This is a genomic window from Enterobacter sp. QK-SA4, from assembly GCF_056856775.1.
This window is the reverse complement of record NZ_JBXFXH010000007.1, coordinates 2,026,865-2,053,598: the sequence shown is the minus strand read 5'-3', so window position 1 is coordinate 2,053,598 and position 26,734 is coordinate 2,026,865. Positions and strand designations below refer to the sequence as shown.

The 26,734-nt window shown below is 53.4% G+C and carries 22 protein-coding genes, 2 tRNA genes and 1 other RNA gene; 9 read left to right on the top strand and 16 right to left on the bottom strand.

Translation table 11 applies throughout. The features are described from left to right. The first annotated feature begins 16 nt into the window (after positions 1-16). A complete protein-coding gene (locus AC1VYI_RS11300) occupies positions 17-346 on the top strand; it encodes an HI1450 family dsDNA-mimic protein (protein WP_006810881.1) in 330 nt (109 codons plus the stop codon). 31 nt (positions 347-377) lie between these two features. On the opposite strand, the gene AC1VYI_RS11295 is transcribed toward AC1VYI_RS11300, so the two are convergent. From AC1VYI_RS11295 to AC1VYI_RS11265, 7 genes are all read right to left on the bottom strand, one after another. Further along, complete coding sequence (locus AC1VYI_RS11295; protein WP_045355901.1) at positions 378-1,214, bottom strand: ion transporter; 837 nt, start codon at positions 1,212-1,214, stop codon at positions 378-380. 46 nt (positions 1,215-1,260) lie between these two features. Beyond that, positions 1,261-2,265, bottom strand: coding sequence for a murein tripeptide/oligopeptide ABC transporter ATP-binding protein OppF (gene oppF / locus AC1VYI_RS11290; RefSeq protein WP_045355902.1), 1,005 nt, complete (start codon positions 2,263-2,265; stop codon positions 1,261-1,263). Further along, complete coding sequence (gene oppD, locus AC1VYI_RS11285; protein ID WP_023312095.1) at positions 2,262-3,275, bottom strand: ABC transporter ATP-binding protein; 1,014 nt, start codon at positions 3,273-3,275, stop codon at positions 2,262-2,264. The genes oppF and oppD overlap by 4 nt, the downstream gene beginning before the upstream one ends. 11 nt (positions 3,276-3,286) lie before the next feature. Further along, on the bottom strand, positions 3,287-4,195 hold the full coding sequence (oppC, locus tag AC1VYI_RS11280; RefSeq protein ID WP_023312096.1) for an oligopeptide ABC transporter permease OppC: 909 nt from the start codon (positions 4,193-4,195) through the stop codon (positions 3,287-3,289). 14 nt (positions 4,196-4,209) lie between these two features. After that, positions 4,210-5,130 carry an oligopeptide ABC transporter permease OppB gene (gene oppB / locus AC1VYI_RS11275; protein ID WP_008502786.1) on the bottom strand — a complete coding sequence of 307 codons (921 nt, stop codon included), beginning with the start codon at positions 5,128-5,130 and terminating at the stop codon, positions 4,210-4,212. A gap of 84 nt (positions 5,131-5,214) precedes the next feature. Then, on the bottom strand, positions 5,215-6,846 hold the full coding sequence (gene oppA / locus AC1VYI_RS11270; RefSeq protein ID WP_134866101.1) for an oligopeptide ABC transporter substrate-binding protein OppA: 1,632 nt from the start codon (positions 6,844-6,846) through the stop codon (positions 5,215-5,217). A gap of 770 nt (positions 6,847-7,616) precedes the next feature. Further along, the gene (locus AC1VYI_RS11265; protein ID WP_023312098.1) at positions 7,617-8,264 is read right to left on the bottom strand and encodes a YchE family NAAT transporter; all 648 of its coding nucleotides are present in this window, start codon (positions 8,262-8,264) and stop codon (positions 7,617-7,619) included. 478 nt (positions 8,265-8,742) lie between these two features. Here AC1VYI_RS11265 and adhE point away from each other — a divergent pair, with 478 nt between their 5' ends. Further along, on the top strand, positions 8,743-11,421 hold the full coding sequence (gene adhE, locus AC1VYI_RS11260; protein ID WP_045355904.1) for a bifunctional acetaldehyde-CoA/alcohol dehydrogenase: 2,679 nt from the start codon (positions 8,743-8,745) through the stop codon (positions 11,419-11,421). 66 nt (positions 11,422-11,487) lie between these two features. Here the strand turns inward: adhE and tdk are convergent, their stop codons facing one another. Continuing rightward, positions 11,488-12,102 carry a thymidine kinase gene (gene tdk, locus AC1VYI_RS11255; protein ID WP_045355905.1) on the bottom strand — a complete coding sequence of 205 codons (615 nt, stop codon included), beginning with the start codon at positions 12,100-12,102 and terminating at the stop codon, positions 11,488-11,490. Between the two features lie 549 nt (positions 12,103-12,651). Between tdk and hns the strand changes: the two genes are divergently transcribed. Next, positions 12,652-13,065 carry a histone-like nucleoid-structuring protein H-NS gene (hns, locus tag AC1VYI_RS11250; RefSeq protein WP_008502781.1) on the top strand — a complete coding sequence of 138 codons (414 nt, stop codon included), beginning with the start codon at positions 12,652-12,654 and terminating at the stop codon, positions 13,063-13,065. A gap of 201 nt (positions 13,066-13,266) precedes the next feature. Here the strand turns inward: hns and galU are convergent, their stop codons facing one another. From galU to rssA, 3 genes are all read right to left on the bottom strand, one after another. Next, a complete protein-coding gene (gene galU / locus AC1VYI_RS11245; protein ID WP_008502780.1) occupies positions 13,267-14,175 on the bottom strand; it encodes a UTP--glucose-1-phosphate uridylyltransferase GalU in 909 nt (302 codons plus the stop codon). Between the two features lie 200 nt (positions 14,176-14,375). Then, positions 14,376-15,389 (bottom strand): two-component system response regulator RssB, encoded by a 1,014-nt coding sequence (gene rssB / locus AC1VYI_RS11240; protein WP_023312101.1) that lies wholly within the window; start codon positions 15,387-15,389, stop codon positions 14,376-14,378. A gap of 91 nt (positions 15,390-15,480) precedes the next feature. Further along, on the bottom strand, positions 15,481-16,383 hold the full coding sequence (gene rssA / locus AC1VYI_RS11235) for a patatin-like phospholipase RssA (RefSeq protein ID WP_023312102.1): 903 nt from the start codon (positions 16,381-16,383) through the stop codon (positions 15,481-15,483). 114 nt (positions 16,384-16,497) lie between these two features. On the opposite strand from rssA, the gene AC1VYI_RS11230 reads away from it, so the two are divergent. The 5 genes from AC1VYI_RS11230 to AC1VYI_RS11210 all read left to right on the top strand — a co-directional run bounded on the left by AC1VYI_RS11230 (position 16,498) and on the right by AC1VYI_RS11210 (position 18,383). Beyond that, positions 16,498-16,956 (top strand): YchJ family protein, encoded by a 459-nt coding sequence (locus AC1VYI_RS11230; protein WP_032656686.1) that lies wholly within the window; start codon positions 16,498-16,500, stop codon positions 16,954-16,956. Between the two features lie 46 nt (positions 16,957-17,002). Further along, complete coding sequence (gene purU, locus AC1VYI_RS11225) at positions 17,003-17,845, top strand: formyltetrahydrofolate deformylase (RefSeq protein WP_045908970.1); 843 nt, start codon at positions 17,003-17,005, stop codon at positions 17,843-17,845. Positions 17,846-18,002: 157 nt separating this feature from the next. Continuing rightward, positions 18,003-18,087 (top strand) — tRNA-Tyr (locus AC1VYI_RS11220). Positions 18,088-18,122: 35 nt separating this feature from the next. Beyond that, positions 18,123-18,207, top strand: a tRNA-Tyr gene (locus AC1VYI_RS11215). A 45-nt stretch (positions 18,208-18,252) separates the two neighbouring features. Further along, positions 18,253-18,383, top strand: a non-coding RNA gene (locus AC1VYI_RS11210) — RtT sRNA. Positions 18,384-18,501: 118 nt separating this feature from the next. On the opposite strand, the gene AC1VYI_RS11205 is transcribed toward AC1VYI_RS11210, so the two are convergent. Then, on the bottom strand, positions 18,502-18,945 hold the full coding sequence (locus tag AC1VYI_RS11205) for an Lrp/AsnC family transcriptional regulator (RefSeq protein ID WP_029740417.1): 444 nt from the start codon (positions 18,943-18,945) through the stop codon (positions 18,502-18,504). Positions 18,946-19,053: 108 nt separating this feature from the next. Between AC1VYI_RS11205 and AC1VYI_RS11200 the strand changes: the two genes are divergently transcribed. Further along, positions 19,054-19,950 carry a DMT family transporter gene (locus AC1VYI_RS11200; protein ID WP_134866100.1) on the top strand — a complete coding sequence of 299 codons (897 nt, stop codon included), beginning with the start codon at positions 19,054-19,056 and terminating at the stop codon, positions 19,948-19,950. On the opposite strand, the gene narI is transcribed toward AC1VYI_RS11200, so the two are convergent. Genes narI through AC1VYI_RS11180 form a run of 4 tightly spaced genes read right to left on the bottom strand, consistent with a single transcriptional unit; the run spans position 19,947 to position 26,606 of the window. Next, a complete protein-coding gene (narI, locus tag AC1VYI_RS11195) occupies positions 19,947-20,624 on the bottom strand; it encodes a respiratory nitrate reductase subunit gamma (RefSeq protein ID WP_023312107.1) in 678 nt (225 codons plus the stop codon). The genes AC1VYI_RS11200 and narI overlap by 4 nt on opposite strands. After that, on the bottom strand, positions 20,624-21,334 hold the full coding sequence (gene narJ / locus AC1VYI_RS11190) for a nitrate reductase molybdenum cofactor assembly chaperone (protein WP_023312108.1): 711 nt from the start codon (positions 21,332-21,334) through the stop codon (positions 20,624-20,626). The genes narI and narJ overlap by 1 nt, the downstream gene beginning before the upstream one ends. Then, positions 21,331-22,866: a nitrate reductase subunit beta gene (narH, locus tag AC1VYI_RS11185; protein WP_226483937.1), complete on the bottom strand. Its 1,536-nt coding sequence runs from the start codon at positions 22,864-22,866 to the stop codon at positions 21,331-21,333. Before narH ends, narJ begins: the two co-directional genes overlap by 4 nt. Beyond that, a complete protein-coding gene (locus AC1VYI_RS11180; protein ID WP_134866098.1) occupies positions 22,863-26,606 on the bottom strand; it encodes a nitrate reductase subunit alpha in 3,744 nt (1,247 codons plus the stop codon). The genes narH and AC1VYI_RS11180 overlap by 4 nt, the downstream gene beginning before the upstream one ends. Positions 26,607-26,734: the final 128 nt, after the last annotated feature.

Below are 26,734 nucleotides of genomic sequence, written 5' to 3'. Positions count from 1 at the left end.
TAAACAGGTAGTCATCATGGAAATGGATCTGAACAATCGCCTGACCGAAGACGAAACGCTCGAGCAGGCCTATGACATTTTTCTCGAACTGGCGGTTGATAACCTCGATCCCGCAGACGTGATCCTCTTCAATCTGCAGTTCGAAGAGCGCGGCGGCGCTGAATTGTTCGACCCTTCAGAAGACTGGGCTGAGCATGTGGATTTCGACCTGAATCCTGACTTCTTTGCCGAAGTGGTGATTGGGCTGGCCGATGAAGACGGCGGCGAAATTAACGATATTTTCGCCCGCGTTCTGCTCTGTCGGGAAAAAGACCACAAGCTGTGCCATATTCTCTGGCGTGAATAATAAAAAAGGCTGCGATTGCAGCCTTTTTTATTTACTCCGGCAATTCACTGCCGCAGCGGTGACAAAACCGCGCGTCGTGTTCATGTTCGCCCTGCTGGCAATGAGGACATTTGCGCTGCTGCTTGCGGCTCTGAAACGCGCTGCTCATGTGTGTGGTAATAAGTCCCGTCGGGATGGCAATAACCGAATAGCCAATCAAAATCAGCACGGACGCCACGATGCGCCCCAATGGCGTATGGGGAGTAATATCACCGTAACCCACGGTCGTGACGGTCACAATGGCCCAGTAGACGGACGCATTGAGCGTCGTAAAGCCATATTTAGGCCCTTCTATTAAATACATCAGCGCGCCAAAAACAATCATGACGATGGCAATAAACGAGTAGAACAAAATAAGCTGATGGCGGGCGCTGACGATCGCACTCCAGAACACGCGTAATGACGGCATAAAACGCAGTAATTTCAGAATACGTAATACCCGAATCACGCGCATCGCTCGCCAGGCAAAGACATAACTCAGGCTAATCTCGGGCCACAGCCACATAACATAGAGCGGCAGGATGGTGGCTAAATCGATAAACCCCCAGAAGCTGAAAACATATCTGGCCGGGTTGGGCCAGGCTATTACCCGCAGGAGATATTCAGCGGTAAAAACCAGGGTAATCGCCAGCTCAAGCCAGACAAAGATATGCCATTCGTCAAACGTCAGGTGGTATTGCGTCCCGGCACCCGATTCAATAAAGATGACAACCACGCTGAGGAGCGCAAATAAACCGCACAGACCTTCAAAGCGTCGCCCGGAAACCGTTTCAGGATCGAATAAAAAATGATATAGCCGCCGACGGGCTAACGTGAATAAACGCGACACAGTTACCTCGCAAAAATAAGGGCTGACATCATGTCAGCCCTTGCGATTATAACGGGTCTACTTTCAGGCAGGAAACCGCATGTCGGAAGCTGCCTTCGAGAACCGGTCGCGTTTGAGCACATTCCGGCCCGGCCATCGGGCAGCGCGTGCGGAAGACGCAGCCTGACGGCGGGTTAATCGGCGAAGGTAATTCCCCTTCCAGAAGCTGGATGGTTTTATTCTTTTCCAGATCCGGATCGGGGATCGGCACCGCGGACATCAGCGCTCTGGTGTATGGGTGCAATGGATTATGGTACACCTCGTCATAGGTGCCCAGCTCCACGGCATGCCCCAGATACATCACCAGCACGCGGTCAGAGATGTGTTTCACCACGGCCAGGTCATGCGCGATGAAGATCAGCGACAGCCCCATTTCGCGCTGCAGCTTCTGCAGCAGGTTAACCACCTGCGCCTGAATGGAAACGTCCAGTGCGGAAACCGGCTCATCGCAGATAATCAGCTTCGGTTCGAGGATCAGCGCACGGGCAATACCAATACGCTGGCACTGACCGCCGGAGAACTCATGCGGATAGCGGTTGATGAGGTTTGGCAACAGGCCGACTTTCATCATCATCGCCTTCACGCGGTCGCGCACTTCCTGACGAGACATCTTTGGATGATAGGTCCGCAGCGGCTCGGCAATAATCTCGCCGATGGTCATACGCGGGTTTAATGATGCCAGCGGATCCTGGAAAATCATCTGGATATCGCTGCGCACCTCGCGCCACTCGTCGGGCTTCATGCCCAGCAGATCTTTACCCAGCCAGGCCACTTTACCGTCGGTGGCTTTGACCAGACCGATAATGGCTCGCGCAAAGGTCGATTTACCGCAGCCGGACTCTCCCACCACGCCCAGGGTTTCCCCTTCGTACAGGCGCAGCGTGACGCCGTCCACCGCTTTCAGGGTCTTCGGTGGCTGCCAGAACCACTGTTTGCCGTCTTTGATGTCGAAATGCACTTTAAGATCGGCGATTTCGAGCAGCACGTTGCGTTTTTCATCTAATGCGTTCATACCAGCTCCTCCTGCGGCTTAAAGCAGGCGCGCAGACGGCCTGGTGCAAACTCTTCCAGCGGCGGAGCGCTGTTACAGATTTCCATCGCGTGCGGGCAGCGCGGCTGGAACGGACAGCCTTTCGGCAGACGCAGCAGGTTTGGCGGGTTGCCCGGAATGGTGAGCAGGGATTCCCCTTCCGCATCAAGACGGGGTACCGCGTTCAGCAGACCAATGGAGTACGGGTGCGCAGGCTGATAGAAGACATCGCGCGCTTTGCCATATTCCATGGTACGACCGGCATACATCACCAGCACTTTGTCGCAGATGCCTGCCACCACGCCCAGGTCGTGGGTGATCATGATAATCGCCGTGTTGAACTCGCGCTTCAGCTCGTTCAACAGGGTCATGATTTGCGCCTGAACGGTAACGTCCAGCGCGGTGGTAGGTTCATCGGCAATCAGCAGCTTTGGCCGGCACAGCAGCGCCATCGCAATCATCACGCGCTGACGCATACCGCCAGAAAACTCGTGCGGGAACATGCGCATACGCTTACGCGCTTCCGGCATTTTCACCGCGTCCAGCATTTTGACCGACTCTTCAAAGGCTTCCGCTTTGCCCAGGCCTTTGTGCAGCATCAGGACTTCCATCAGCTGCTCGCCTACGCGCATATACGGATTCAGCGAGGTCATCGGATCCTGGAAAATCATCGAGATCTGTTCGGCGCGCAGCTTGTTCAGCTCGTGCTCCGGCAGGTTAAGGATTTCACGACCGTTGAATTTCGCAGAGCCCCCAATCACGCCGTTTGCTGCCAACAGGCCCATTAACGCAAAGGCGGTCTGAGATTTCCCGGATCCGGATTCACCGACGATGCCGAGCGTTTCACCCGCGCGCAGGTTGAAGTTGAGATCGTTGACGGCGGTAACATCCCCGTCCGGCGTTTTAAAGGTCACGCGGAGGTCTTTCACATCCAGCAAAAGGTTATTCTGCTGTTGCGCCTGTGGCGCAGTGGCCGTTTCAATAATTGTCATGACGGCGCTCCTTAACGGTCTTTCGGGTCGAGGGCATCACGCAGGCCATCGCCGATAAAGTTAAAACAAAACAGGGTAACGACCAGGAAACCCGCCGGATAAAGCAGCAGCCACGGTGAAACTTCCATCGAGTTTGCGCCATCGCTCAGCAGCGCGCCCCAGCTGCTCAGAGGCTCTTGTGTGCCGAGACCCAGGAAGCTCAGGAAAGATTCAAACAGGATCATGCTTGGTACCAGCAGTGAGGCATAAACCACCACCACGCCCAGCACGTTAGGAACAATATGGCGAACCACGATATTCCCGGTGGACACACCGCCTACCTGCGCCGCTTCGATAAACTCTTTGCGTTTGAGGCTCAGCGTCTGGCCGCGAACAATACGCGCCATATCCAGCCAGGACACCATCCCGATGGCCACGAAGATCAGCAGGATATTCTGGCCGAAGAAGGTCACCAGCAGGATGACGAAGAACATAAACGGGAAGGAGTTCAGGATTTCCAGCAGACGCATCATTACCGAGTCTATTTTGCCGCCGAGGTATCCGGAAAGTGAGCCATAGAGCGTACCCACGATCACCGCGACCAGCGCGGCAGCAATACCGACCATCAGCGAGATACGGCCACCGATAGCGACACGCACCAGCAGGTCGCGTCCAGAGGAGTCCGTGCCAAAATAGTGGCCTGATTCCATATCCGGCGCGCTGGACATCATGCCCCAGTCAGTGTCGAAATAGGTAAATTGCGACAGCATCGGCGCCAGGGTTACAAACAGCGCGATGATCACCAGAACAACCAGACTGGCAACCGCTGCACGGTTGTGCATAAAGCGACGGCGCGCGTCCTGCCAGAGGCTACGACCTTCTACTTCCAGTTTTTCACTGAAGTTTTCCAGCGCCTCGCTGTTTTTCTTACTCAACATCATGGCGTGCTCCAGCGTTAGTAACGAATTTTCGGGTCGATGACGGCATACAGCACATCGACGATAGCGTTAAAGAGAATGGTCAGCGCACCGACGAGAATCGTCAGGCTCAGCACCAGCGAATAGTCGCGGTTGAGCGCACCGTTAACGAACAGCTGACCAATGCCGGGCAGGCCGTAGATTGTTTCGATAACCATAGAGCCGGTGATGATCCCGACGAATGCCGGTCCCATGTAGGAGAGCACGGGCAACAGCGCCGGTTTGAGCGCGTGGCGGAAGATAATCCGACGCATCGGCAGTCCTTTAGCGCGCGCGGTACGAATGAAGTTCGAGTGCAGCACTTCGATCATTGAACCACGGGTGATACGCGCGATGCTGGCGATGTACGCCAGAGATAATGCCACCATCGGCAATATCATGAACTTCAATGCCCCGCCGTTCCAGCCGCCACCAGGCAGCCACTTCAGCGTAATGGCAAATATCATCACCAGTAATGGCGCGACAACGAAGCTGGGTATCACTACCCCGGTCATTGCCACCCCCATTACGGCATAATCCCATTTGGTATTTTGTCTGAGCGCGGCGATAACGCCCGCAGTGACACCGAAAACGATGGCCAGAATGAATGCCGCAGCACCCAACTTAGCCGAAACCGGGAAGCTGGACGCGACCAGGTCGTTAACGGAATAGTCTTTATATTTAAATGACGGTCCAAAATCACCGTGCGCCAGCTGCTTCAGGTAGTTGAAGTACTGGGTCGAGATAGGATCGTTTAAGTGGTATTTCGCTTCGATATTCGCCATGACTTCAGGCGGCAGCGTACGCTCACCGGTAAATGGACTTCCCGGCGCAAGGCGCATCATGAAGAAGGAAATCGTGATGAGAATAAATAGCGTTGGAATCGCTTCAAGACAGCGACGTAGGATAAATTTCAACATTGCCCGTACCTTCTGGCGTGTGCCTATATTATGTGACGTTGGTTAGACACCGTGGGGCGAGCATGCCCGCCCCACTCATTGCCATTAATGCTTGATAATATACAAGTTTTTAACGTAGATATTATCCATCGGGTCTTTACCGGTATACCCACCTACCCACGGTTTCACCAGACGGGCGTTAACGTAGTAGTAAACCGGAACGATCGCGGAATCTTTATCCAGCTGCTGCTCGGCTTGAGAGTACAGTTCTTTACGCTGTGCTTCGTCAGTGGTCTTCAGCGTGTCGGCGATCAGCTTGTCGAACGCTGGGCTCTTATAGTGAGCGGTGTTGTTCGAGCTGTCGCTCAGCATGGTGTTCAGGAAGGAGGTCGGTTCGTTATAGTCCGCACACCAGCCAGCACGAGCTACATCAAAGGTGCCCTGATGACGGCTGTCGAGGAAGGTTTTCCACTCCTGGTTCTCCAGCTTGACGTTCGCCCCCAGGTTCTTTTTCCAGATTGAGGCAACGGCGATAGCCAGTTTTTTGTGCAGATCGGAAGTGTTGTAGAGCAGGCTGAAGGTCAGCGGCTTATCTGCGGTGTAGCCCGCTTCGGCCAGCAGTTTCTTCGCTTCCGCGTTACGCTGTTCCTGAGTCTGTTTGAACCACTCTGGCTCGGTCAGTTTTGCGCCATCGGTGTATGGAGGGGTATAGCTGTACGCCGGCAGATCGCCCTGGTTTTTCACTTTGTTCACGATGATATCGCGATCCAGAGCCAGCTTCAGCGCGGTACGAACACGTACGTCGGTAAACGGTGCTTTCTGGTTGTTGATTTCATAGTAATAGGTGCACAGGTACGGATCGACGTGAACTTCTTTAGGAATCTCTTTTTTCAGTTTCTGGAACAGTTCAATCGGCATGTTGTTATAGGTCATGTCGATTTCACCGCTGCGGTAGCGGTTAACGTCAGTCACTTCGGAAGAGATTGGCAGGTAGGTCACCTGGTCAATTACGGTTTTCGCGTTATCCCAATACTGCGGGTTACGGTCAAGCACCATACGTTCGTTGACCACCCAGTCTTTCAGCTTATAGGCACCATTGGTGACGATATTGGCAGGCTGCGTCCATTTCTCACCAAATTTTTCCACGGCGGATTTTGGTACCGGAGAAACGGACGGGTGAACCAGCAGCTTATAGAAGTACGGAACAGGTTCGCTCAACGTCACTTCAAAGGTATTGGCATCGATCGCTTTTACGCCCAGGTCGGTAACAGGTTTTTTGCCCGCGATGATGTCATCAATATTGGCAATATGGCCATATTGCAGGTAGCTCGCATACGGAGAGGCGGTATTTGGATTCGCCAGACGCTGCCAGCTATAAACGAAATCTTCGGCCGTAACCGGTGTACCGTCGGACCATTTCGCATCTTTACGCAGATGGAATGTCCAGACTTTGAAATCTTTGTTTTCCCATTTTTCTGCTACACCCGGTGCCGGGTGGCCGTCTACGTCTGTCACCAGCAGGCCTTCGAACAGGTCGCGGTTAACGTTAGACTCAGGGACACCTTCAATTTTGTGCGGGTCAAGAGACTGAACTTCCGCACCGTTGTTACGCACCAGCGTCTGTTTCTCCGCCAGTTGAACACCTGCAGGAACGTCCGCAGCCATTGCAGCGTTGCCCGCGATTAGCGCAGTTAAAATCCCCGCCGCTACCAGATTTTTTTTTGTGATGATGGACATTGTGTTGGTACTCCACTCATTATAATGACTGGCCTTCGCCAGCTGTGTAATCCCCTGTTGGGGCCTGTACAGCGCAGGAGTTTTTTTTGCTGCTGTCAGGTTCTTCTTTTACTGCTTGCTATCACCGACTTTTTTATTACTGACCGCTCGTATGGCCGTCTTGCGTCGATTCGTTACAGGCCTCCCCTGTTTGAGACCTGCGCTGGATATCTGAGAAGAGAACCATATGAAAATAATTCTCATCTGCTTGTTTTATGCTGCAAAATATTAGGCCGGAAAGTATCAAATGGCGTAAACGCGCGCCAATACATTTTGCAAATTTGTTAAGCAATTCTCTTTTACGGTGAGTACCGCATCGTTGAGGGCAGCCTTGCCGGACATCGAATGTCACTAAAAAAACATGATATTCAATAGGATAGAGAAAATTTTCTCTACAAGCGCGTCGCTGCGCTATCATCGAGTGATTTTGTACAAAAATTTAACAACTGGTTATTATTTAGCACATTCATCTAGGGGAATGTTGAATTTACTAATATCATTTCGGTTATCTCTCAGCAAGCCCCAGAGTATCATGTGAGTAAAATAACAGTTCGATCGAAGGTTTTCTGCGCAGGCGGGTTTGGCGGGAATTAATAACTCATTGAAATACAACCAATGAACATTATTAGTAGAATTTATTATGATATGTGAGCATTTCAACTTTAGTTATAGGATTTACTGATAATGACGTAAAAAAACGGAGCCGTGGCTCCGTTCTTTCATACGAAATATCAGTGCAGCAAACCGGGGAAAATGCTTTTAATTCCTGTAACGATGAATTCAATCCCTAACGCCATCAACAGCAGGCCCATAATACGCGTTATGACGTTAATGCCCGTCTGCCCCAACAGTCGCACCAGCCAGGGTGCCATGCGGAATACTCCCCAACAGCACAGCGCGAAAAGTGCAATGGCAACGGAAAAGCCAATCAGGTGCATCAGGCTATGGTAACGCGTGCCCCAGACAATGGTTGAACTGATGGCGCCAGGGCCAGCCATGAGCGGTAAGGCCAGCGGCACCACGCCAATACTTTCGCGGATGGCAGTTTCTGACTTCTCCTGCTTGTTTTGTTTATCCTCGCCCAGCTTACCGCTGATCATTGACATGGCGATGGTCACGACCAGGATCCCACCCGCTATGCGGAACGAGTCAATCGAAATCCCGAAGAGCTGGAGAATGGCGTCACCCAGGAAAAGGGAGGTGAGCAAGATGATAGCTACTGACAGGTTAGCGGTGAGGTTGGTCTTATTCCTGGCCGCCGCCGTCTGATAACTCGTCATACTAATGAAGACAGGAATGATCCCCACCGGGTTGACCAGGGCAAACAAACCAATAAAAAATTTAAAATACGTTGGAAAATCAAAGAGCGTTTGAATCACGTTTTGCTCCGCTTATACACATGCCCGGGACTGACAATTTGTCATGAGAAATCGCGCTGAAGATACCCTTTTTATTAGCATACTTCACTCGAAATCTGCGGCAAAACGTTACCATTTCAGGATGTTAAATATATGTATAATCAATGGCAGCGCCACTTCCATTACTTACGTAATTATTTAACACTTGAAAAACCTCAACGAAATAACCCTGCTGAAAGGTATCAGCTTGGGGGAAAATTGACGCAGATCATGATTTCCGTACTCAGAAGTGAGTAATCTTGGTTACGCCCCCAGGGAGATCACCTGACAAAAAGGGATGATGCTAAGGTAAGGCTCTTTTAGTAAATTAGTGTGCTGACGCATAAAGTAACTCTTTGTTTTACTTTGTGTTACGCAAGTCGTATCGGCTCTGTCTATACTGTGTGACGTATCGAGCGCTGGTTTACTAAAAGAGTTTAAACATTATCAGGAGAGCATTATGGCTGTTACTAATATCGCTGAACTGAACGCCCTCGTCGAGCGCGTTAAAAAAGCCCAGCGTGAATATGCCAATTTCACCCAAGAACAGGTTGATAAAATCTTCCGCGCGGCCGCACTGGCTGCTGCAGATGCTCGAATCCCTCTCGCTAAAATGGCCGTTGCCGAATCCGGCATGGGTATCGTGGAAGATAAAGTGATTAAAAACCACTTTGCTTCCGAGTATATCTACAACGCCTATAAAGATGAGAAAACCTGTGGCGTCCTGTCCGAAGACGACACCTTCGGTACCATCACCATCGCTGAACCTATCGGCATCATCTGCGGTATTGTTCCGACAACTAACCCAACGTCTACAGCTATCTTCAAATCACTGATTAGCCTGAAGACTCGTAACGCAATCATCTTCTCTCCACACCCACGTGCGAAAGACGCTACCAACAAAGCGGCAGATATTGTCCTGCAGGCGGCGATCGCTGCTGGCGCACCAAAAGATCTGATTGGCTGGATCGACCAACCTTCCGTTGAGCTCTCCAATGCGCTGATGCATCACCCGGACATTAACCTGATCCTGGCGACCGGTGGTCCTGGCATGGTTAAAGCCGCATACAGCTCCGGTAAACCAGCAATCGGCGTGGGCGCGGGTAACACCCCTGTTGTTATCGACGAAACCGCTGACATCAAACGTGCCGTTGCGTCTGTACTGATGTCTAAAACCTTCGATAACGGCGTGATCTGTGCATCTGAACAATCTGTTGTTGTTGTTGATTCCGTGTACGACGCTGTTCGTGAACGTTTCGCCAGCCACGGCGGCTACCTGCTGCAGGGCAAAGAGCTGAAAGCCGTTCAGGACATTATCCTGAAAAATGGCGCGTTGAACGCTGCCATCGTGGGTCAGCCGGCTTACAAAATTGCTGAACTCGCAGGCTTTACCGTTCCGGCAACAACCAAAATCCTGATCGGTGAAGTGAAAGTTGTCGACGAAAGCGAGCCGTTTGCACATGAAAAACTGTCTCCAACGCTTGCCATGTACCGTGCGAAAGATTTCGAAGACGCGGTAGAGAAAGCCGAGAAACTGGTTGCCATGGGCGGTATCGGTCACACTTCTTGTCTGTACACCGACCAGGACAACCAGCCAGAACGCGTTGCCCACTTCGGTCAGATGATGAAAACTGCACGTATCCTGATTAACACCCCTGCTTCTCAGGGTGGTATCGGTGATCTGTACAACTTTAAACTCGCACCTTCCCTGACTCTGGGTTGTGGTTCCTGGGGTGGTAACTCCATCTCTGAAAACGTTGGTCCAAAACACCTGATCAACAAGAAAACCGTTGCTAAGCGAGCTGAAAACATGTTGTGGCACAAACTTCCGAAATCTATCTACTTCCGCCGTGGCTCACTGCCAATCGCGCTGGATGAAGTGATTACTGATGGCCACAAACGTGCGCTCATCGTGACTGACCGTTTCCTGTTCAACAACGGCTACGCTGACCAGATCACCTCTGTACTGAAAGCGGCGGGCGTTGAAACTGAAGTGTTCTTTGAAGTTGAAGCTGACCCTACCCTGAGCGTTGTGCGTAAAGGTGCTGAACTGGCTAACTCCTTCAAACCAGATGTGATTATCGCACTGGGTGGTGGTTCCCCAATGGACGCCGCGAAAATCATGTGGGTCATGTACGAGCATCCTGAAACCCACTTCGAAGAACTGGCGCTGCGCTTTATGGACATCCGTAAACGTATCTACAAGTTCCCGAAAATGGGCGTAAAAGCGAAAATGATCGCGGTAACCACCACTTCCGGTACCGGTTCAGAAGTTACGCCATTCGCAGTAGTAACGGACGATGCAACAGGTCAGAAATATCCACTGGCTGACTATGCACTGACCCCAGACATGGCTATCGTTGATGCGAACCTGGTCATGGAGATGCCGAAATCACTGTGTGCGTTCGGTGGTCTGGATGCGGTAACTCACGCCCTGGAAGCTTACGTTTCTGTGCTGGCATCTGAGTTCTCTGACGGTCAGGCTCTGCAGGCTCTGAAACTGCTGAAGGAAAACCTGCCAGCGTCCTACAACGAAGGCTCTAAAAACCCGGTAGCACGTGAACGCGTTCACAGTGCAGCAACCATCGCCGGTATCGCGTTTGCGAACGCCTTCCTGGGTGTTTGCCACTCTATGGCGCACAAGCTGGGTTCTCAGTTCCACATTCCTCACGGTCTGGCGAACGCCCTGTTGATCAGCAACGTTATCCGTTATAACGCTAACGACAACCCAACCAAGCAGACTGCTTTCAGCCAGTATGACCGTCCGCAAGCGCGTCGTCGTTACGCTGAAATCGCAGACCACCTTGGTCTGAGCGCACCGGGTGACCGTACTGCTGCGAAGATTGAGAAACTGCTGGCATGGCTGGAAAGCCTGAAAGCTGAGCTGGGTATTCCTAAATCTATCCGTGAAGCAGGCGTTCAGGAAGCTGACTTCCTCGCTCATGTAGATAAGCTGTCTGAAGATGCATTCGATGACCAGTGTACTGGTGCTAACCCGCGCTACCCACTGATCTCCGAGCTGAAACAGATTCTGCTGGATACCTTCTACGGTCGTGAGTTCAAAGAAGGTGACGTTGCCGCTGTGAAAACAGAAGCTCCTGTCATCAAAGCTGACAAGAAAGCGAAGAAAAGCGCTTAATTGAAAGTAGAAGAAAAAACCCGCCTTTATGGCGGGTTTTTTTATGTCTGTATAACAAGGCCGGCGTTATTTCCTGTTGTCGTGCTGAATCGCCGTCAGCGAGCCTACAGACAACGCTTCTTTATAATGCTTACGACAGACTGAAACATAGCGTTCATTACCGCCTATCACCACCTGCTCGCCATCTGCATAAGGTTTCCCGGCCTGGTCGAGACGAAGCACCATGCTGGCTTTGCGACCGCAGAAGCAGATTGTTTTCAATTCGACAAGCTTATCCGACCAGGCGAGCAAGTACTGGCTACCGGCAAAGAGCTCACCGCGGAAATCCGTACGTAGGCCATAACACAGCACGGGAATATCAAGCTCATCGACCACCTCTGAAAGGGCATGAACCTGTTCACGCGTCAGAAACTGGCTTTCATCTACCAGAACACAGTGAATGGGCTGCAAAGCATGTTCTGTACGAATGTCCTCAAACAGATCGGTTTTCGGGTTAAACAGTCTGGCAGGCGACGAGAGCCCTATTCTTGAGCTCACCTTCCCTGCGCCAAAGCGATCGTCAATTTCAGCCGTATAAACAACGGTACGCATCCCGCGCTCCTGGTAATTGTACGAGGATTGCAGCAACGCGGTGGATTTCCCGGCATTCATTGCCGAATAGTAGAAATAAAGTTGTGCCATTGGCCGTAAAACCCTAATCAATGTGTAATATTCCCGATGATTCATTGTACCATAATTTGTCTGGTCATCAGCGATGCAGCACACAGAGGAAGCGTTTCAGCGCGGAGTTCACGACCTTCTTTTCATGAAAATAGCCCGTTAAAACATGAAGTAAACTCCTTCTGCCCGGCCAATATGTTATATGTTCAGCCAAACATAACACTGCTTTTTATAGTGGAATCCCCGTTCTTTAAAATTCACTATTTATTAACTATTACAGTCTTAACATCACGGTGGGGAACTAATACAAAAGGCTGATATTTCTCCGCCGCAACTATAATTCCTGCGGTAAATGTCACAAAAAAAAGATGCAATCGACCGGGTCCAGCCGGGTTAGCTGATAACAAACGAGACTGTTGGGTGATGAAATTTAAGTTAGCGTAATTAATAATAGCGGCATTATTTAGTATTTTTTGAATTCCTTACATTCCTGGCTATTGCACAACTGAATTTATGGCTCTATTATTAGGTCAACAAACCACCCCCCATTATAAGTTTGAGATTACTACAATGAGCGAAGCACTTAAAATTCTGAACAACATCCGTACTCTTCGTGCGCAGGCAAGAGAATGCACCCTCGAAACGCTTGAAGAAATGCTGGAAAAATTAGAAGTTGTAGTTAATGAACGTCGTGAAGAAGAAAGCGCAGCTGCTGCTGAAATCGAAGAACGTACTCGTAAACTGCAGCAATATCGTGAAATGCTGATTGCTGATGGTATCGATCCAAATGAATTGCTGAACAGCATGGCTGCAGCTAAAACCGGTACTAAAGCCAAGCGTGCTGCTCGTCCTGCTAAATATAGCTACGTTGACGAGAACGGCGAAACTAAAACCTGGACTGGCCAGGGCCGCACTCCTGCTGTTATCAAGAAAGCCATGGACGAACAAGGCAAACAGCTGGACGACTTCCTGATCAAGGATTAATCCAACCGTATTCAGAAAAATCCCGCGTAATGCGGGATTTTTTTTAACCTAAATTTGTCGCAAACAACCCCTTACACTCTGTCATAAAGCATTATTTGGCAATTTTAATAACTGTACTTAGAGACAGGTTTCAGAAGTGTTTAGGGCATAAAAAAACCGGTGGGCAGCGCCTCACCGGTTTCGGACATATGTAACCGTGGCTTATTTCTTAATACCTACGCTCTCTTTGAGCCAGGTTTTAAATTCTTCACCAAGAGTATTGTGGCGAATACCATATTCAACGAACGCCTGCATATAACCAAGCTTATTACCGCAGTCATGGCTCTTACCTTTCATATGGTAAGCCTCAACGGTCTCTTTCTCGATCAGCATATCAATGGCATCCGTCAGCTGAATCTCATCCCCCGCTCCTGGAGGCGTTTTCGCCAGCAGAGGCCAGATTTCAGCGCTCAGGACATAGCGACCTACAACGGCCAGGTTTGAAGGCGCTACGTCGGCTTTAGGCTTCTCTACCACGCCAACCATTGGCACGCTTTCGCCCGGTTCAAGGTTAACGCCTTTGCAGTCAACCACACCGTATGCCGTCACGTCTTCAACAGGCTCAACCATGATCTGGCTGCTGCCGGTTTCATCGAAACGTTTGATCATCTCAGCAAGGTTATCCTGAGAAAGATCGGATTCGTATTCGTCCAGAATTACGTCAGGCAGAATTACCGCTACAGGCTCATCACCTACAACAGGATGTGCACACATCACAGCGTGGCCCAGACCTTTAGCCAGGCCCTGACGAACCTGCATAATGGTAACGTGCGGCGGGCAAATAGACTGAACTTCTTCTAACAGCTGACGCTTAACACGCTTTTCCAGCATGGCTTCAAGTTCAAAGCTTGTATCGAAATGGTTTTCGATAGAGTTTTTTGATGAATGCGTAACCAGCACAATTTCAGTGATGCCGGCTGCGATACATTCATTAACGACATACTGGATTAATGGCTTATCAACCAGAGGCAGCATCTCTTTAGGAATTGCCTTAGTTGCTGGTAACATCCTGGTCCCCAATCCCGCTACCGGGATGACGGCCTTTCTGACTTTCGAATTTAGGGCAGCCATTCAAATTCTCCTGAGCTGTTCAAGTTTTGAACTTTTATGCAATAAATAACGCGTTGAGTATATCAGCCTCGCCCCGCAGTTCGGGTCTGAAAAGAACGCGTTGCCGATCAATTAGGATAAATACGCATGAAACTGGGCAGCGATAGTAGCACTCCCCGTAAAACACAGGTAAAGCAATCTTAAAATTAAGATCCAATTGCTTATTCCGTGGACAACATTAAGCGTAGCCGTCCCCCGGCGCCCCAAATTTGGCACTGCCAGGAGGAACAGCGGTGGCTAATTTGATTAAGATACGCCGTACCCAATGTCCCAAGAGGCACACCGTTGCTCACCTCAATATGATGTTCACCGGTATTCAGTGAAGCGTTGAGACCCGCTGAGACGAGGATCAGATTCTTTAAACCGCTGTGATAATAACCGACCAGCAGCGGGAACTGTCCGGGCAAATTAGCCTGACGAAAAAGCTGGTTTACCTGTTTGAGCAAACTGCCTAACTCCGGCAGTCGTTGTCCCTGATGCGATAACTGTTCCTGCAGCAAACCATTAAATAGCGCGCGAAGAAGCAACGCGGCTAATACGCCATTATCCCCCGCACGAGTGACATCCAGAGAATAAAACGCAAGGTCGGAATCAGATAATGGTGCAATATCCAGTACCAGTCCCGGCTGATCAGCCGCCACCAGCTGGCGATAATTTACGCGGCAGTGTGAAATAGTTTGCTGTACAGGCGGCTGAAGTTCTTGCAACAGTTTCGCCGCAGCAGGAGGATCACTCACCAGTGCATCCCAGTCCTGGAAAAGACGCTCCTCTTCCTCTACCCGGGAATTAAACATATTCGGATAAAGGCACGCTAAGACCGTTTCTCGCAGCCGGTTCAGATCCTTGACCGGCTTAAGCAGAATATCCTGGACGCCAAGACGCAATGCTTTGGCGATATCCGCCATATTCTCTGTGGCAGAGATCACCAGAATCGGCGTCTGGTTGCCTTCGTTCCGCAGATGTTCAACCAGCTTCAGTCCATTCATGCGCGGCATCTCAATGTCGCAAATCATCAAATCGGGCGTAATGCTGATCATTTTTTCCAGGGCGTCGATACCATCTTCAGCGAGTGAAGTGATTGCTCCCAGCGAGGATAACCACGAATCCAGTAGCGATCGGAAAACGGGCTCGTCTTCTACAATCAAAATGTGTTTTCCGGCCAATGGCTGCGTCATGGTTCCTCCCCTGGCTGACAGTAACTAAATAGTGGCATGCGATCGGCACTATCGCCTGTCAGATTTTGCTGAAGTAGTCAAAAAAAGGTGCTTAACGTGCTGTTTGCACAAAAGGCAACAATTCGTCCATTTTCTTTTCGACGGCTAACGAGCCCGCTGCGATGGCGGCCTCAGCCCGATGGAAATCAAGAGTAGAGATTTGCGGACAGTAAGGCTGAATAAGAATATCTGGCGGATCGCCTGCCATACGATTGCGCTTAAGGCGGTTCTCCAGAACCTGGATTGACGTGGTCATGATTTCTATCGCCGTCGGCGCGGCAACCGAGCGTCGCGCGGCCATGCGCCCGATTCTGCCGCGCAGGCGCTCATGCCAGGCCAGTTTCTCGCCCTCGGCATCTTCGCTCTGGAGATTGACCGGCATGAGGTCCTGTTGCATCAGGTGGGCGTCGTGCTGCAGGTCGACGGCAATTACGATATCCGCCCCCATTGCACGGGTCAGAGAGATGGGAACCGGATTCACGACGCCACCGTCAACAAGCCAGTAACCGTTGTGTGGGACAGGCGCCATGAGCCCCGGCATGCTGCAGGAGGCGCGCACGGCAAGATGGATATCCCCTTCGGTTAGCCAAAGCTCGCGTCCCGTGCTGAGGTTCGTCGCGACGGCGCCGAAGGGCATCTGACAATCAGTAAAGTCTTCGAGAGGCATCACCTGGCGGAACTGGTTAAAGACGCGTTCGCCGCGCAACAGCCCACCCCGCTGCCACGAAAGGTCCATCAGACGCAGGACGTCCCAGTAGCTGAAGGAACGCACCCAGGTCTCGAGTTCCGGAAGCTTCCCGCACGCGTAAGCGGAGCCGACAAGCGATCCTATTGAACAACCTGCGACAATATCTACGTTAATGCCCATCTTGTTTAAGGCATTAATCACGCCGATGTGCGACCATCCCCGGGCTGCACCTGAGCCCAGCGCCAGTCCAATTTTAACCTTTCTCATTAGCCCTGTTTTACTTCCCCTGGATTCCTGACATAGCGTCAACGCAACAGCTCAGTTAACATAGTGCTACCCGAAGCGTTTTACGCCTTTATTATTTGTCCCAGGAAGAGAATCGTGTCTCAACTCTGCCCTTGTGGTAGCGCTCTGGAGTATAGCCTATGTTGCCAGCGATATCTGTCTGGCGATCAGGTTGCACCAGACCCGTCACACCTCATGCGTTCACGTTACACTGCTTTTGTGATCAAAGACGCAGACTACCTGATTAAAACCTGGCATCCCTCCTGCCAGGCTGCCGAATTCAGACAGGACATCGAAGCCGGCTTCGCGAACACGCAGTGGCTCGGCCTTACCGTCTATGAATCCTCAACGGGCAGCCATGTTGATGAAGGTTACGTCAGCTTTGTTGCTCGTTTTACCGAGAATAATAAACCTGGCGCCATTATCGAGCGTTCCCGGTTCTTAAAGGAAAGCGGGCAGTGGTATTATATTGACGGAACGCGCCCACAGTTTGGTCGTAACGATCCCTGCCCGTGTGGTTCAGGTAAAAAATTTAAAAAGTGTTGCGGGCAGTAATGCCTGACAACCCAGACTTCGCAAATACAAACAGGATTTCCCGGCGATGCAATCATTACAACGTAAAGTTCTGCGCACCATCTGTCCCGATCAAAAAGGACTGATCGCACGAATTACCAACATTTGCTACAAACATGAACTGAATATCGTGCAGAACAACGAGTTCGTTGACCACCGTACCGGCCGCTTCTTTATGCGTACCGAACTCGAAGGTATTTTCAACGACACCACCCTGCTTGCCGATCTCGACAGCGCGCTTCCGGAAGGTTCCGTACGCGAGCTGACCCCAGCCGGTCGACGCCGCATCGTGATCCTGGTGACAAAAGAAGCACACTGTCTGGGCGACCTGCTGATGAAAGCAAACTACGGCGGTCTGGACGTGGAAATAGCTGCCGTCATTGGCAACCATGAGACGCTGCGCACGCTGGTCGAGCGTTTTGATATTCCGTTTGAGCTGGTTAGCCACGAAGGTCATTCCCGTGAAGAACACGACGATCTGATGGCCCAGGCCATTGAAGCGCATAACCCGGACTACGTGGTACTGGCGAAATATATGCGCGTACTCACGCCTTCATTCGTGGCGCGTTTCCCGAACAAGATCATCAACATTCACCACTCGTTCCTGCCAGCCTTTATTGGCGCGCGTCCCTACCACCAGGCGTACGAGCGCGGCGTGAAGATCATCGGTGCAACCGCACACTACGTGAATGACAACCTGGACGAAGGTCCAATCATCATGCAGGACGTGATTCACGTGGATCACACCTACACGGCCGAGGACATGATGCGTGCAGGGCGTGACGTTGAGAAGAACGTGCTGAGCCGTGCGCTGTATCAGGTACTGGCGCAGCGTGTCTTTGTCTACGGCAACAGAACCATCATTCTTTAATCTTTCGGAAAATGAATTGATTAGCTTTGCGCCTTTACGGATAAAAAGCAGGCAAACAGCTTCATTTCCCTAAAGGAATGCTTTACAGGGGCGCCTCATTTGATATGATGCGCCCCGCTTCCAGCAGGAAGCAGGCCAGTAAAAAGTATTACCCCGTGGTGGGGTTCCCGAGCGGCCAAAGGGAGCAGACTGTAAATCTGCCGTCATCGACTTCGAAGGTTCGAATCCTTCCCCCACCACCATCTCTCAGCATGACCTCAAAATTTGAATTACCCCTGGTGGGGTTCCCGAGCGGCCAAAGGGAGCAGACTGTAAATCTGCCGTCATCGACTTCGAAGGTTCGAATCCTTCCCCCACCACCATCACTTTCAAATGACTCTGAATCTCCTTTTTGCACCAGGCATCATGCATTTCTGTAACGGGGAAGGATGAGAAGCTTCGATTAAGGTTCGATTCGAGCGTAGCGAGAAAGCGTTGCCGCAGGCAACGACCCGAAGGGCGAGGCGCAACGCGCCGAGTAATCCTTCCCCCACCACCATCACTTTCAAATAACTCCAAACTTTCTGTTCGCACCACGCATCATGCATTTCCGTAACGGGGAAGCCTTTGTAGGCCGGGTAAGGCGCAGCCGCCACCCGGCGACAGAAGCCAGAAGCCTACATCGGCGGCAAACGACGCTTCACCGGCGAACTCTTCACAATCGACGTATTGCACTGGGCATGCTCCGCCAGGCCGTCCAGCAACACATCCAGCTGCTCTATCGATCGCACCACCAGCCTAATCACAAAGCAATCTTCCCCGGTGACTTTGTCGCTCTCAATACACTCCGGCATCGCCTGAATGTATTTATCCACCTTATGCAACAACCCCGGCAAAGGCCGCACGCGCACCAGCGCCTGCAGCGTATACCCCAGCGCCGCCAGATTCACCCGTGCGCCATACCCCTGAATCACACCGCGCTCTTCCAGCCTTTTCAGGCGTTCTGCCGTGCTGGGGGAAGTCAGACCGATGCGTCCGCTGAGCACCTTCAAAGACATGCGCGCATCTTCGACCAGACAGGCTAAAATTTGTCGGTCGATATCATCGAGAAGGTATTCCATCCTTTTCACCTAATTTTAAAAAGCCATCACTGCATTTCACCTTATCTCATCCCTGTAAAACCCGACAGCTATTTTCGACAATAGCGTCATACAATCAGGAGGTGGATAATGCGTGATTTCCATAAAGGCGTCTGGCAAATGAGCCTGGCGATGTTAATTTCCGGCTCTATCGGTGCGTTTGTTTTACTCAGCGGTCTGCCGGTGACGGAAGTGGTGTTCTGGCGCTGTCTTATCGGGGCAATGGCGCTTTTTATTTTTATCCGGGTAAGTCAAAAGCCCTTCAGTCCCCTCACCCGCACCACGCTCCTGCTGGCCATTCTCGGTGGCGTAGCGCTCGTAGTGAACTGGCTGCTGCTCTTCGCAGCCTATGAGCGGATCTCCATTGGTCTTTCGACGGTGGTCTATAACACCCAGCCGTTTATGCTGGTCCTAATGGGAATGTTTTTAGGTGAACGCGTCAGCCTCGTGAAATGGGGCTGGCTGTTCCTCGCCTTCGGCGGCGTGGTGATCTTGCTCTCCAGCGAGCTGACCGGCGCGCACGGCAGTGAATGGCTCGCCGGAATCGGCCTGGCGATGGCCGCGGCTTTCTTCTATGCGGTCACGGCCATTATTGCCCGCAAGCTCAGATCCGTTGCGCCGCAGCATATTGCCTTTATCCAGGTGCTGACGGGCGTCGTGATGCTTTTGCCGTTTGCCAGCATGCCGTCATTTTCCGGTGATTTCCCCTGGTCGATCCTGCTGACGCTGGGCATCGTCCATACCGGCATTATGTACCAGCTGCTCTACAGCGCGATCCAGAAGCTGCCTACGCCCATTACCGGCTCCCTGTCGTTTATCTATCCGGTGGTGGCGATCGTTGTCGATAATCTGATGTTCGGACACTCGCTGAACCTGACGCAGCTCGCGGGCGGCGCGCTGATCCTGTTTGCTGCCGCGGGCAATAACCTGGGCTGGGGCGAAAAAAAACCCCGCGAGTGCGGGGTTGGTATCAAAACGGCGAATTAGCGACGGGCGCGCACAATCTGGTATTTGCGCGTCAGGTACTCCACCGGCGCGCTCCAGATATGCACCAGACGAGAGAACGGGAACAGCACAAACAGCGTCATACCCAGCACCAGGTGAACGCGGAAGATAAACGCCACGCCGTCCAGATGCGCGGATGCTCCGCCGTGGAAGGTCACCACGGACTGCGCCCAGCCGACCAGCTTCATCATTTCGCTGCCGTCCATGTGCTGCGCCGAGAATGGAATGGTCAGCAGGCCCAGCGCACACTGCACCATCAGCAGGGAGAGGATCAGGATGTCCGCTGCGGTGGTAGTGGCACGCACGCGCGGGCTGAACAGACGACGTTTCAGCAGCAGCAGGCCACCGACCAGAGTCATCACGCCGCAGGCACCGCCGGCGATCATCGCCATCTTCTGCTTCACCTCAATCGGCAGCCACGCTTCATACATCCAGTGCGGCGTCAGCATCCCCAGGAAGTGACCGGCAAAAATCCCCAGAATACCGATGTGGAACAGGTTAGAGCCCACATGCATCCCTTTGCGATCCAGCATCTGGCTGGAGGCCGCACGCCAGGTGTACTGGCCGTAGTCGTAACGCAGCCAGCTTCCCACCAGGAACACGGTGCCCGCGATATACGGGTAAATGTCAAAGAAGAACATATTCAGGAAGTGCATTAGTGCCGTCCTCCGTTAGAGATATTCAAATATTGCGGGGCAACCGCGCCGGAAAAACGACGCTGGTGAGCGGAGATTTCAGACTCGCCGCAGTTCTGGTCAGCAAAGAATTTCACCTGCTCTTCTTCCCAGACCGCATCCAGCGCTTGTGGCGTATCATCGCGGGCTTCATCCGCAATTTTCTCCGCCACTTTTTCACTGTCGACCGAGGCGTTGGCCAGCTTCACCAGCAGATCGAACAGCACCGCATAGCGGCTCTCCCGCTGCTGAAGACGCGCGCCGAGCAGCGCCAGGATCGGCGCGATATCCTGCAGACCGCCCAGCGCCTCTTCTTTCGGCAGCTGCGCCAGGTACTCCAGATACAGCGGCAGATGATCCGGCAGCTCGCGGCTGTCGAGCTGCAGGCCGTGCTGTTCGTACTGGGCCATCAGGTCCACCATCGCCTGACCGCGGTCACGGGATTCACCGTGAACGTGTTCAAACAGCAGCAGCGAGGTCGCACGCCCCCGGTCAAACAGCTGGCTGTAGTCCGACTGGGCATCCAGAAGGTCGCGCGCCAGCAGATCGCGGAGGAAAACACCAAGCCGCTGGGCATCGTCTTTATCCAGGTTTTCAGATGACGCGAGTGCATCAAAGAGTTCCTGCTGATGCTGCGCAAGCGCAGCATCCGGGTACTCGAGCAGACGCGAAACAATGACGAGTTCAATCATTGGTGCGGCTCCGTTTTGCTGGTCACATCCATGGCATCGATGCGGCGGCTGTTGAACAGGTTGAATTTGCTGTCTGACCCGTGGCAGCCGTCGCCAAAGGTAAAGCCACAGCCATTTTTTTCCGGGAAGGCTTCGCGGGCCAGCTCGCGGTGGCTGCTCGGCACCACGAAACGGTCTTCGTAGTTGGCAATCGCCAGATAGCGGTACATCTCCTGCGCCTGCGCTTCGGTCAGGCCAACCTCTTCCAGCGCGCGGGTATCGGTCACACCGTCTACGGTTTCCGCACGTTTGAAGTGACGCATCGCCAGCATACGCTTCAGCGCGCGCAGTACCGGCTGGGTATCCCCTGCGGTCAACAGGTTCGCCAGGTACTGAACCGGAATACGCAGGCTTTCCACGTCCGGCAGGATGCCGTTGCTGCCCAGTTCGCCTGCGTCAGCCGCGGACTGAATCGGCGACAGCGGCGGCACGTACCAGACCATCGGCAGGGTGCGGTATTCCGGGTGCAGCGGCAGCGCGAGCTTCCAGTCCATCGCCATTTTGTACACCGGTGACTGCTGCGCCGCGTCAATCACGCTCTGCGGCACGCCGTCTTTCAGCGCCTGCTCAATCACCCTCGGATCGTTCGGATCGAGGAACACGTCCAGCTGACGCTGATACAGATCTTTCTCGTGCTCGGTGCTCGCGGCGTTTTCAATCGCGTCCGCGTCATACAGCAGCACGCCGAGGTAGCGAATACGGCCTACGCAGCTTTCTGAGCAGACGGTCGGCATTCCGGCTTCAATACGCGGGTAGCAGAAGATGCACTTCTCAGATTTACCGCTCTTCCAGTTGAAGTAGATTTTTTTGTACGGGCAGCCGGTGATGCACATGCGCCAGCCGCGGCACTTGTCCTGGTCAATAAGCACAATGCCGTCTTCTTCACGCTTGTAGATGGCGCCGCTCGGGCAGGTCGCCACGCACGCCGGGTTGAGGCAGTGCTCGCACAGGCGCGGCAGATACATCATGAAGGTATTTTCGAACTGGCCGTACATCGCCTTCTGCATGTTCTCGAAGTTCTGGTCTTTGGCGCGTTTTTCGAACTCGCCGCCCAGAATCTCTTCCCAGTTTGGACCGCTGGTAATTTTGTCCATGCGCTGACCGGTGATCAGCGAGCGAGGACGGGCGATCGGCTGGTGCTTGCTTTCCGGCGCGTTGTGCAGGTTCTGGTAGTCGTAGTCAAACGGCTCGTAGTAATCGTCGATGCCCGGCAGATGCGGGTTAGCGAAGATTTTACCCAGCAGCATCGCGCGGTTGCCCATGCGCGGCTGCAGCTTGCCGTTGATTTTGCGGATCCAGCCGCCCTTCCACTTCTCCTGGTTTTCCCAGTCGGTCGGGAAGCCGGTGCCCGGCTTGCTTTCCACGTTGTTGAACCAGGCGTATTCCATACCTTCGCGGCTTGTCCAGACGTTTTTACAGGTGACCGAGCAGGTATGGCAGCCGATGCACTTATCCAGATTCAGCACCATGCCGACTTGTGAACGAATTTTCATTTTACGCTCTCCTGTACCTGGTCATTACCTTCGCCATCTAACCAGTTAATATTCTTCATCTTACGTACCACCACGAACTCATCGCGGTTCGATCCTACGGTGCCGTAGTAGTTAAAGCCGTAGGCCAGCTGCGCATAGCCACCGATCATGTGGGTTGGCTTCGGCGTAATACGGGTCACGGAGTTGTGGATCCCGCCGCGCTGCTCGGTAATTTCTGACCCCGGCAGGTTAACGATACGTTCCTGCGCGTGATACATCATGGTCATCCCGGCTGGTACGCGCTGGCTCACCACCGCACGCGCCGTCAGGGCACCGTTGCTGTTGAACACTTCGATCCAGTCGTTATCTTCAATACCCAGATCTTTGGCATCCGTTTCGCTCATCCAGACAATCGGACCGCCGCGCGACAGCGTCAGCATCAGCAGGTTGTCGCTGTAGGTGGAGTGGATACCCCACTTCTGGTGCGGCGTCAGGAAGTTCAGCGCCTTCTCTGGGTTACCGTTCGATTTCGCGCCCATAACTGCGGTTACGGAGCGAGTGTCGATTGGCGGACGGTAGACCAGCAGGCTTTCACCGAAGTCGCGCATCCACTGGTGATCCTGATACAGCGACTGACGGCCGGACAGGGTGCGCCATGGGATCAGCTCGTGAACGTTGGTGTAGCCCGCGTTATAGGACACATGCTCATCTTCCAGGCCGGACCAGGTCGGGCTGGAGATAATCTTGCGCGGCTGGGCCTGAATATCGCGGAAGCGGATTTTCTCTTCCTCTTTATTCTTCGCCAGGTGCGTGTGATCGCGTCCGGTAAACTCGCTCAGTGCCGCCCAGGCTTTCACCGCGACGTGGCCGTTGGTTTCCGGGGCCAGGGTCAGGATCATCTCTGCCGCATCAATCGCCGTGTTCAGCATAGGCTGGCCTTTCGCCGGGCCGTCCGCTTTGGTGTAGTTGAGCTTGCGCAGCAGATCCATTTCGCTCTGGGTGTTCCAGGCGATCCCCTTCCCACCGTTACCGATTTTCTCCATCAGCGGGCCGATAGAGGTAAAGCGCTCGTAGGTTGCCGGGTAGTCGCGTTCAACCGGAATAATGTGCGGCGCGGTTACGCCCGGGATCAGGTCGCATTCCCCTTTTTTCCAGTCCTTCACGTCCAGCGGCTGCGCCAGCTCGGCGGCGGAGTCGTGCTGGATTGGCAGCGTCACCACGTCGGTCTCTTTGCCGAGGTGCCCTACGCAGACTTCGGAGAATTTCTTCGCGATGTCTTTGTAGATATCCCAGTCGCTTTTTGATTCCCACGCCGGGTCAACGGCCGCAGACAGCGGATGAATAAACGGATGCATATCCGAGGTATTCATGTCGTCTTTTTCGTACCAGGTCGCGGTTGGCAGCACGATATCGGAGTACAGGCAGGTGCTGGACAGACGGAAGTCGAGCGTCACCACCAGATCCAGCTTGCCGTCGAGACCGTTGTCTTTCCACTCCACCTCTTCCGGCTTCACGCCGCCCTGCTTGCCAAGATCTTTCCCCTGGATGCCGTTTTCGGTACCGAGCAGGTATTTCAGCATGTACTCGTGGCCTTTACCGGACGAGCCCAGCAGGTTGGAGCGCCAGATGAACAGGTTGCGCGGGTGGTTTTTACCGTTCTCCGGCTGTTCCGCCGCGAAGCGGATTGAGCCATCCTTCAGCGATTTCACGGTGTAATCCACCGGAGACATGCCCGCCTGCTTCGCCGCTTCCGCAATGCGCAGCGGGTTAGTGCCCAGCTGCGGCGCCGACGGGAGCCAGCCCATGCGTTCCGCACGCACGTTGAAGTCAATCAGGTGGCCGCTGTAGCGGGATTTATCCGCCATCGGCGACAGCAGCTCCTGCGCGGTGACCGTTTCGTAGCGCCACTGGCTGGAGTGGTTATAGAAGTAGGAGGTGCTGTTCATATGGCGTGCCGGACGCTGCCAGTCGAGGGCAAACGCCAGAGGCTGCCAGCCGGTCTGCGGACGCAGTTTCTCCTGGCCGACGTAGTGCGCCCAGCCGCCGCCGCTCTGACCGACGCAGCCGCAGAAGATCAGCATGTTGATCAGACCGCGGTAGTTCATATCGAGGTGATACCAGTGGTTCAGACCCGCGCCGACGATGATCATCGAACGCCCGTGCGTCTTGTCCGCATTTTCTGCAAACTCACGTGCGATACGGGTAATGTGCGCGCGAGGCACGCCGGTAATCTGTTCCGCCCAGGCCGGAGTGTAGGCCTTCACGTCGTCATAGCCGGTTGCGCAGTTTTCATCGCCCAGACCGCGCTCCAGACCGTAGTTCGCCATGGTCAGGTCATAAACGGTGGTGACCAGCACGGTAGAGCCGTCGGCCAGCTGCAGGCGCTTAACCGGCAGCTTGTGCATCAGGACGTTTTTCAGTTCAACCTTGTTGAAGTGCTCGGAACCTTCACCGCCGAAGTACGGGAACCCGACCTCGGCGATCTCATCCTGGCTGCCCAGCATGCTGAGGCGCAGCTCAGTCTCTTCGCCGGTGGTGCTGTTACGTTGCTCAAGGTTCCACTTGCCCTTCTCGCCCCAGCGGAAGCCGATAGAGCCGTTTGGCGCCACCAGCTCGCCGTTGCTGTTATAGGCAACGGTTTTCCACTCAGGATTATTTTCCTGGCCCAGCGAATCCACCAGATCGGCTGCGCGCAGCGTGCGGCCAGCGGCATAGTAGCCCTCACGCTCTTCCAGCATGACCAGCATTGGCATATCGGTGTAGCGGCGAACGTAGTCGGTAAAGTACTGGCTTGGCTGATCAAGATGGAATTCGCGCAGCATGACGTGGCCCATCGCCATCGCCATCGCGGCGTCGGTACCCTGTTTCGGTGCCAGCCACAGATCGCAGAGCTTGGCGATTTCCGCGTAGTCAGGGGTTACCGCCACGGTTTTGGTGCCTTTGTAACGGACTTCAGTAAAGAAGTGCGCGTCCGGAGTACGGGTCTGCGGCACGTTAGAGCCCCAGGCGATAATGTAGCTGGAGTTATACCAGTCCGCGGATTCCGGCACGTCTGTCTGCTCGCCCCAGGTCTGCGGAGACGCCGGCGGCAGGTCGCAGTACCAGTCGTAGAAGCTCAGGCAGGTACCGCCGATAAGTGACAGATAGCGCGCGCCGGAGGCGTAAGAGACCATCGACATCGCCGGGATCGGCGAGAAGCCCGCGACGCGGTCCGGACCGTAGGTTTTAACGGTGTAGACGTTGGAGGCGGCAATCAGCTCGTTTACCTCTTTCCATGAGGAGCGAACGAAACCACCGCGACCGCGAGCCTGCTTGAAGCTTTTTGCTTTGTCAGCGTCTTCTATGATGGACGCCCATGCATCCACCGGATCGCTGTGCTGCACTTTCGCCTCACGCCACATTTTCATCAGGCGTTTGCGCATCAGCGGGTATTTCAAACGGTTAGCGCTGTAGAGATACCAGGAGTAGCTGGCACCGCGCGGGCAGCCGCGCGGTTCGTGGTTTGGCATATCCGGGCGGGTGCGCGGATAGTCGGTCTGCTGCATTTCCCAGGTTACCAGACCGTTTTTTACGAAAATCTTCCAGCTGCATGAGCCAGTACAGTTCACGCCGTGGGTCGAACGGACGACTTTGTCATGCTGCCAGCGCTGGCGGTAACCGTCTTCCCAGTCCCGGTTGGTATCCAGAACCTGGCCGTGCCCATCGGCAAAAGTTTCACCCTTCTGTTTGAAGTAGCGAAACCGGTCCAAAAATTTGCTCATCGGGTATCTCCTGTGTGGAGCCTGTGGCTCTCTAAATCGACATTGCTGATTTGCAGCGAAGGTAACGCCCTGAAAGAGGGGGAGAATTGATAACGATCAAGACGAGGAGGGACTTTTCGGGGAGGGGT

What these genes read in the sequence shown, in the direction of transcription:
- AC1VYI_RS11300 (WP_006810881.1), top strand. Translation starts at nt 17, where the DNA reads ATGGAAATGGATCTGAACAATCGCCTGACCGAAGACGAAACGCTCGAG.
- oppF (WP_045355902.1), bottom strand. Translation starts at nt 2,265, where the DNA reads ATGAACGCATTAGATGAAAAACGCAACGTGCTGCTCGAAATCGCCGAT.
- oppD (WP_023312095.1), bottom strand. Translation starts at nt 3,275, where the DNA reads ATGACAATTATTGAAACGGCCACTGCGCCACAGGCGCAACAGCAGAAT.
- oppC (WP_023312096.1), bottom strand. Translation starts at nt 4,195, where the DNA reads ATGATGTTGAGTAAGAAAAACAGCGAGGCGCTGGAAAACTTCAGTGAA.
- oppB (WP_008502786.1), bottom strand. Translation starts at nt 5,130, where the DNA reads ATGTTGAAATTTATCCTACGTCGCTGTCTTGAAGCGATTCCAACGCTA.
- oppA (WP_134866101.1), bottom strand. Translation starts at nt 6,846, where the DNA reads ATGTCCATCATCACAAAAAAAAATCTGGTAGCGGCGGGGATTTTAACT.
- adhE (WP_045355904.1), top strand. Translation starts at nt 8,743, where the DNA reads ATGGCTGTTACTAATATCGCTGAACTGAACGCCCTCGTCGAGCGCGTT.
- tdk (WP_045355905.1), bottom strand. Translation starts at nt 12,102, where the DNA reads ATGGCACAACTTTATTTCTACTATTCGGCAATGAATGCCGGGAAATCC.
- hns (WP_008502781.1), top strand. Translation starts at nt 12,652, where the DNA reads ATGAGCGAAGCACTTAAAATTCTGAACAACATCCGTACTCTTCGTGCG.
- galU (WP_008502780.1), bottom strand. Translation starts at nt 14,175, where the DNA reads ATGGCTGCCCTAAATTCGAAAGTCAGAAAGGCCGTCATCCCGGTAGCG.
- rssB (WP_023312101.1), bottom strand. Translation starts at nt 15,389, where the DNA reads ATGACGCAGCCATTGGCCGGAAAACACATTTTGATTGTAGAAGACGAG.
- rssA (WP_023312102.1), bottom strand. Translation starts at nt 16,383, where the DNA reads ATGAGAAAGGTTAAAATTGGACTGGCGCTGGGCTCAGGTGCAGCCCGG.
- purU (WP_045908970.1), top strand. Translation starts at nt 17,003, where the DNA reads ATGCAATCATTACAACGTAAAGTTCTGCGCACCATCTGTCCCGATCAA.
- AC1VYI_RS11205 (WP_029740417.1), bottom strand. Translation starts at nt 18,945, where the DNA reads ATGGAATACCTTCTCGATGATATCGACCGACAAATTTTAGCCTGTCTG.
- AC1VYI_RS11200 (WP_134866100.1), top strand. Translation starts at nt 19,054, where the DNA reads ATGCGTGATTTCCATAAAGGCGTCTGGCAAATGAGCCTGGCGATGTTA.
- narI (WP_023312107.1), bottom strand. Translation starts at nt 20,624, where the DNA reads ATGCACTTCCTGAATATGTTCTTCTTTGACATTTACCCGTATATCGCG.
- narJ (WP_023312108.1), bottom strand. Translation starts at nt 21,334, where the DNA reads ATGATTGAACTCGTCATTGTTTCGCGTCTGCTCGAGTACCCGGATGCT.
- narH (WP_226483937.1), bottom strand. Translation starts at nt 22,866, where the DNA reads ATGAAAATTCGTTCACAAGTCGGCATGGTGCTGAATCTGGATAAGTGC.
- AC1VYI_RS11180 (WP_134866098.1), bottom strand. Translation starts at nt 26,606, where the DNA reads ATGAGCAAATTTTTGGACCGGTTTCGCTACTTCAAACAGAAGGGTGAA.